Genomic DNA, 6,244 nt, shown 5'->3' on the forward strand with positions numbered 1-6,244 from the left:
CTGCTTGGACAGACCGACTTTCAAATCCGTTGCCGCGTATATGGGTTCGCCATCCGCCTTCAGCCAGCCATCGGCGATGCCGAGCACCAGCCGGCCCCGCATCACGCGCTTGAAGTCGATGCCATATTCGACCTTCTTCACCGAGGGCGTGACCATGCCCTTGAATTTCACTTCACCGGTCGACAGCGCCATCCCCTTGCCGGGTTCGCCCAGCCAGCCAAGATAGAAGCCCGTCAATTGCCACATGGCGTCGAGGCCGAGGCACCCCGGCATGATCGGATTGCCGATGAAATGGCAGGCAAAGAACCACAGGTCCGGCTTGATGTCGAACTCCGCGCGGATGAAACCCTTCTCGAAGGCGCCGCCCGTCTCGCTGATCTCGGTGATGCGGTCGAACATCAGCATCGGCGGATAGGGAAGCTGGGCGTTGCCCGGTCCGAACAGTTCGCCGCGGGCGCAGGCCAGCAATTCGTCGTACTCGTAGCTGGATTTACCCGCCATCAATCTCATCCCCATATCGTTCCGGGCTATCGGGTGCCCTTGTCGTTGGTTTCCTAACACAATCTGTTTCAGGCCGGAAACCGGCGTTTGCGCTTAACCTGCTCGTCTGCCTGGGTCAATGCGCGCTATTGATCGCATTCGGACGACAGAATATATGTCCTGAGAGGTCCGGTTTCGGCAGACGTTCATTTTTTTGCCATTCTGGGCGTGTCTTGGGGCGGAACTGTGGGGTTCGACGAGAAGATGGACCTGGACGGCCGGAAGGAAAATGTCGCTGTGGACAAGCGGGTCCGTGAAGCTGGCCTGAGGCCGACGCGTCAGCGCATTGCGCTGGCCGATCTGCTTTTCGCCAAGGGCGACCGGCATCTGTCGGCCGAGGAACTGCACGAGGAGGCGGTTGCCGCCGGCGTGCCGGTGTCGCTGGCCACCGTCTACAATGCCCTTCACCAGTTCACCCAGGCGGGACTTTTGCGCATCCTCGCCGTCGAGGGCGCGAAAACCTATTTCGACACCAACACCTCCGACCACCACCATTTCTACATCGAAGGCGAAAACCGCATATTCGACATCGACAGTGGTCCGGTGACGGTCGCCAACCTGCCGGAGCCGCCGGAAGGGATGGAGATCGCCAATGTCGATATCGTGGTGAGGCTGCGCCCCAAACGCCGAGAATGACCGGCGAGGCCCCCTTACCGTGCCCGTGCTGTTGCTGCTCGGCGGGCACATGTGGGGCAATGCGGCCGCGATGGCGGTTGCGCTGATCTGGATCGCGCACATCGCCATCGACCGTGCGCTGGCCCATGGCCTGAAGCTGCCAACCGGCTTTCAGGACACCCATCTCGGCCGTATCGGGCGCTAGGCTGACCTGAATTTCAACACACCCAAACCGGGCCGTGAGGGATCGGGGTTAAGATTCTGGGTCAAGAATCAGTCCTTGACCCGTTCGCCGGGATAGGCGCCCCAGACGATCGACTGGGCAAGCCAGCCTGTGTGGCCATCGAATGTCATTTCGCACCACTGGCCGTCGCAGGATTTGATCGTGCCCATGACGCCCGGCTCGACCATCGCGACCACCCTTGCGTCCTTGTTGGGGCTGTTGAGAAGGTTGATCTGGGCACCCTTGCCGCGCTGCCACGGGGCAACGATTGCAGTGCGCCGGCCGGAAAGCAGCGACTGGTTGATCCAGCCTTCCGAACCATCGGCATCGCGCACGCGGCGCCATGTGTCGAATTCCTGGATGATCTCCATCGGCAGGCCGGCCTTCATATACATCCAGTCGACCGAGTAGTTGGCCCCGGGACCGACGCGCGAGTTGACACGGCCGGATTTCAGGCTGACGAAGCGCGGCAGCGGCAGGCCACTCGGACCAAGCGCGACGACGCCCTGGGCAGGTGCAGCGGCACTCTGCGCCACGGCAAGCGGAGAATAAAGCAGAGCGCCGAGAAATGCTGCGCTGAGGGTCAGGCGAAGCGACGCGAAACCAGACACTTTCATTCCTTTCGGCGCTTGCCCATCGGCCTCGGCGCCCCTTTTTCTTTGTCTTCGGCGGCACCGCTTGTTACAGGGAGTAATCGGCACCGCGACCGGCTTTCAGTTTCGCCGGTCTTGGTTAAAGAGGTCTCAACGAGGGAAACAATGGCAGGCAAAAAGAAGCCTCTCGTGGTCATCACGCGAAAGCTGCCCGACCCGGTCGAGACCCGCATGCGCGAGTTGTTCGACGCCAGGCTGAATGTCGAGGACAGGCCGATGACGCAGCCGGAACTGGTCGCGGCGGTCAAGGAGGCCGACGTGCTGGTGCCGACGGTAACCGACCATATCGACGCCGCACTGATCGCCCAGGCCGGCGACAACCTCAAACTGATCGCGAATTTTGGCAATGGCGTCGACAAGATCGATGTCGCGGCCGCGGCCAAGAGGGGCATCACCGTCACCAACACGCCGAATGTCCTGACCGAGGACACCGCCGACATGACCATGGCGCTGATGCTGGCGGTGCCGCGGCGGCTGGCGGAAGGCGCTAATGTGCTCACCGGTGACAAGAAATGGGCCGGCTGGTCTCCGACCTGGATGCTGGGCCGGCGCATCTGGGGCAAGCGGCTCGGCATTGTCGGCATGGGGCGAATCGGCACCGCCGTCGCCAGACGGGCCAAGGCTTTCGGCCTGTCGATCCACTATCACAACCGCCACCGCGTGCTGCCGGCCGTGGAGGACGGGCTGGAGGCGACGTATTGGGAAAGCCTCGACCAGATGCTGGCCCGCATGGATATCATCTCGGTCAACTGTCCCTCGACTCCGGCAACCTTCCATCTGCTTTCAGCGCGGCGGCTGGCGCTGCTGCAGCCCACCGCATATGTCGTCAACACCGCGCGCGGCGACATCATCGACGAGGAAGCGCTGGTCAAGCTGATTCAGGACGGCAAGATCGCCGGGGCCGGCCTCGACGTCTACGAGCATGAGCCGGCTTTGAACAGCAAGCTGCTGAAGCTCGCCGCCAAGAACAAGGTCGTGCTTTTGCCGCATATGGGCTCGGCGACGCTCGAGGGCCGCATCGATATGGGCGAGAAGGTCATCATCAATATCCGTGCCTTCGTCGACGGCCACCGCCCGCCGGATCGGGTGCTGCCGCTCAGGACCTGACGCTGTCGCGGCCCACAAACCCTAAGATAAACCTTACTAGATAGCTTTGCGCATGGTGATCGAGGTCGGCCTGGCATAGCCCTCATGCGCCGTCCGTTCAGTTTCGCGAAAGCCGAGGCGAGCAAAGGCCTCATGATTCCCGGTCAGCTCGATCCGCGTCTGAAGCGCGACGGCGGCCTTGCCGCGGCTACGGGCAAGGTCTTCGACTGCCTGCATCAGCCGCCGGCCAATGCCTTGTCCCTGGCGGTCCGGCGCGACCGCGAACTTGCCGACATAAAGGTCCGCCGCCCTCTCAAGGGCAAAGACGCAGCCGACGATCCTGTCGCCCTGCACCGCCACGAAGCCGGTCTCCAGCCGCGCCTTGTCGCTCAGGGTGTCGGCGGTCAGATGGTGGGCCGAGGAGGGCGGGTCGACAACGCCGTCCATCGAAGCGAAAGCGCGCATGATCAATGCGAGCACATCGTCCCAACGGTCGAAATCGGTCGGGATCCGCGTGATGGAGACAGCTTCGTTCCGGTCCAAGAATTCAGCTTCTCTTGTAGCGGATGGTGTCGAAGCGCGCCGCCAGCGCATCATAGAGCAGCAGCCGGCCGACCAGCGGCTCGCCAATGCCGGTGATCAGCTTGATCGCCTCCATCGCCTGCAGCGTACCGACGACGCCGGTCAGCGCGCCAAGCACGCCGGCTTCGGCACAGGACGGCACCAGGCCCGGCGGTGGCGCCTCGGGAAACAGATCGCGATAGCTTGGGTTGGGCTTGCCGTCCTTGCCGTCTTCGAATGGCTTCAGCACCGTTACCGAACCATCGAAGCGTCCGACGGCGGCATGCACCAGCGGCTTGCCTTCGCTCGCGCAGGCATCGGCCACGGCATAGCGCGTTTCGAAATTGTCGGAACCGTCGACGACGATGTCATAGCGGGCGACGAGGGCGGGCGCATTGTCCGTGGTCAGCCGGAACGTATGCGGTTCGACTGTGGTGTTGGGATTGATGCGAGCGATTGCCGCCTTGGCGCTCTCGGTCTTCAGCAGGCCGACAGTGTCGGTACCGTGAATGACCTGGCGCTGCAGGTTGGACAGCGAAACGGTGTCGTCATCGACCACGCCGAGTGTGCCGACGCCGGCGGCGGCAAGATATTCAAGCACCGGCGCGCCCAGTCCGCCAGCGCCGATGACCAGCACCCGGGCCTGTTTCAGCCTTTGCTGGCCGGCGCCGCCGATCTCCGGCAGCACGATGTGGCGGGCATAGCGTTCGATCTCGTCTGCGGTCAGGGCGGCAGTGGTCATTGCCTGATCATACAGGGACGGAAAAACCTTGTCAGGGGCCTTCGGTTGGCCCAACCGTCCCATGGTCGACAGTCAGGAATTGCGCGCGTCCCTGGAGACTGGAAAACAGCGCAGCATCGGTTCCTGTCATGAACGCCTGGCAGTTCAGTTCCTCCAGGATGGAGAACAGCGCCGCGCGCCGCCCGCTGTCGAGATGCGCGGCGATCTCGTCGAGCAGCAGGATCGGCGTCATGCCCGACATTTCGCCGGTCAGCCTTGCATGCGACAGCACGATGCCGACCAGCAGTGCCTTCTGCTCGCCGGTCGAGCAGAGTTCGGCCGGCATCGCCTTGGGGCGGTGTCCAACCACCAGATCCGAACGGTGCGGGCCGTCGAGGGTGCGCCCGGCGGCGCGATCGCGCTCACGGCCCCCGGCAAGCGTCCGACGGAAGCGCTCCTCGACATCGACCGCCGGCGCGGCGGCGATTTCGGCTTCCAGATCGCCCGAAAGGCCGATATCGGCCCGCGGAAATGGTCCCGTGTCGGGCAGCCTGTCGATCATGGTGGCGAGCAGGCGCACCATTTCGGCCCGCGCCGCGGCTATCGCCACGCCGGTTTCGGCCATCTGCGTCTCGATAGCGTCGAACCAGCGGTCGTCCCGGGAGTTTTCGGTAAGCAGACGGTTACGACCGCGCATCGCCTTCTCGTAGTCGATCGCACGTTGCCCGTGCCCGGGATCGATCGCCAGCACGAGCCGATCGAGAAATCGCCGGCGATCCGCGGCCGGTCCGGTGAACAACGCGTCCATGGCTGGCGTCAGCCACACCACGCGCAGCCATTCCAGCATGTCTTCGGCCGAACGCGCCGACGCTCCGTTGATGCGCACCCGCCTGCCGCCTTCGCCGGCGGTGTCGCCGCCGGAAATGCCTGTTCCGATCTCGACCTGGCCGTCAGGTCCGTCGAGCCGGGCATGCAATGCAAAGCCGCCGTCGCCGCCCTCGCGTGCGACATCCACGTAAGGGGCGCGGCGCAAACCACGCCCCGGTGTCAAAAGGGAGATTGCTTCGAGGAGATTGGTCTTGCCGGCGCCGTTGTCGCCGGAAAAAACCACGGCACCTGGCGCCAGATCGATCGTCAGCGCCGCGTAGTTTCGGAAATTGGTAAGTGTAAGCTTACTTATGTGGTTCTGTGCCGGCAACCGCTATCCGCCTATAGAGCGTTCCATCGTTTCACGGAAACGCAAAACCAATCTATCTCTTTGTTTTAACGCAATTCCCAAGGGAAAGCGCTATGCGCTTTTCCCGGGAAAACCGCTTCACACTTTTCCTGGAATTGCTCTAGAAGTTGCCGTAAATATCGCGCTTGCCGGTCCACAACAGGACCGAAGTGCTGACACCGCGCCGCTACACCCGCATCGGCATCAGCACATAGAGTGCGGTCTCGTCGGCCATGTCGTGGATCAGCGTCGGCGAGCCGGCGTCGGCCAGCATGAACTTGGCTTCCGTGCCGGTCAGTTGCGCGGCAACGTCGAGCAGGTACTTGGCGTTGAAGCCGATCTCGATCGGATCGGATGAATAGTCGGCGGACAGCTCTTCGGTGGCGCTGCCTGAATCGGGATTGTTGACCGCAAGCGTCACCTGACCCTCGCTGATCGACAGCTTCACCGCGCGGCCGCGTTCGGAAGAGATGGTCGAGACGCGATCGACAGCGGCGGCAAAACTCTGGCGGTCGATGATCAGCTTCTTGTCGTTGCCGGTCGGAATGACCCGCTGATAGTCGGGGAAGGTGCCGTCGATCAGCTTCGAGGTCAAAACCACGCTGCCGATCGTGAAGCGGATCTTGGTG

8 protein-coding genes and 1 pseudogene are annotated in these 6,244 nt (G+C 63.1%); 3 read left to right on the forward strand and 6 right to left on the reverse strand.

The annotated features are described in order from the left end of the window. Nucleotides 1-501 (reverse strand): 3-hydroxyacyl-[acyl-carrier-protein] dehydratase FabA (gene fabA / locus EN750_RS14325; protein ID WP_127396803.1); only part of this gene is annotated, 501 nt, incomplete at its 3' end. Nucleotides 502-744: 243 nt separating this feature from the next. Here fabA and irrA point away from each other — a divergent pair. After that, on the forward strand, nt 745-1,176 hold the full coding sequence (irrA, locus tag EN750_RS14330) for an iron response transcriptional regulator IrrA (RefSeq protein ID WP_024503471.1): 432 nt from the start codon (nt 745-747) through the stop codon (nt 1,174-1,176). Between the two features lie 19 nt (nt 1,177-1,195). Next, nucleotides 1,196-1,360, forward strand: a pseudogene (locus EN750_RS14335) (DUF4260 family protein); the annotation flags it as partial. A 68-nt stretch (nt 1,361-1,428) separates the two neighbouring features. On the opposite strand, the gene EN750_RS14340 reads toward EN750_RS14335, so the two are convergent. Beyond that, entirely contained in the window at nt 1,429-1,989 is a 561-nt protein-coding gene (locus tag EN750_RS14340) for an SH3 domain-containing protein (RefSeq protein WP_127396804.1), read from the reverse strand. Between the two features lie 147 nt (nt 1,990-2,136). On the opposite strand from EN750_RS14340, the gene EN750_RS14345 reads away from it, so the two are divergent. Next, the gene (locus tag EN750_RS14345; protein WP_127396805.1) at nt 2,137-3,138 is read left to right on the forward strand and encodes a D-glycerate dehydrogenase; all 1,002 of its coding nucleotides are present in this window, start codon (nt 2,137-2,139) and stop codon (nt 3,136-3,138) included. A 36-nt stretch (nt 3,139-3,174) separates the two neighbouring features. On the opposite strand, the gene EN750_RS14350 is transcribed toward EN750_RS14345, so the two are convergent. From EN750_RS14350 to EN750_RS14365, 4 genes are all read right to left on the reverse strand, one after another. Continuing rightward, nucleotides 3,175-3,660 (reverse strand): GNAT family N-acetyltransferase, encoded by a 486-nt coding sequence (locus EN750_RS14350; protein ID WP_127396806.1) that lies wholly within the window; start codon nt 3,658-3,660, stop codon nt 3,175-3,177. 4 nt (nt 3,661-3,664) lie between these two features. Then, nucleotides 3,665-4,420, reverse strand: a complete 756-nt coding sequence (locus tag EN750_RS14355) for a molybdopterin-synthase adenylyltransferase MoeB (protein ID WP_127396807.1) — start codon at nt 4,418-4,420, stop codon at nt 3,665-3,667. A 31-nt stretch (nt 4,421-4,451) separates the two neighbouring features. Then, the gene (gene recF, locus EN750_RS14360; RefSeq protein ID WP_127396808.1) at nt 4,452-5,597 is read right to left on the reverse strand and encodes a DNA replication/repair protein RecF; all 1,146 of its coding nucleotides are present in this window, start codon (nt 5,595-5,597) and stop codon (nt 4,452-4,454) included. 205 nt (nt 5,598-5,802) lie between these two features. Beyond that, nucleotides 5,803-6,244: DNA polymerase III subunit beta (locus EN750_RS14365; protein WP_145967645.1), on the reverse strand; the 442-nt coding region annotated here is incomplete at its 5' end.

This window comes from Mesorhizobium sp. M7A.F.Ca.ET.027.03.2.1, from assembly GCF_003999175.1.
Lineage (GTDB): Bacteria > Pseudomonadota > Alphaproteobacteria > Rhizobiales > Rhizobiaceae > Mesorhizobium.

Excerpts from the sequence above, each read along its gene's own strand:
- EN750_RS14345 (WP_127396805.1), top strand. The coding sequence starts at position 2,137 with ATGGCAGGCAAAAAGAAGCCTCTCGTGGTCATCACGCGAAAGCTGCCC.
- irrA (WP_024503471.1), top strand. The coding sequence starts at position 745 with ATGGACCTGGACGGCCGGAAGGAAAATGTCGCTGTGGACAAGCGGGTC.
- EN750_RS14355 (WP_127396807.1), bottom strand. The coding sequence starts at position 4,420 with ATGACCACTGCCGCCCTGACCGCAGACGAGATCGAACGCTATGCCCGC.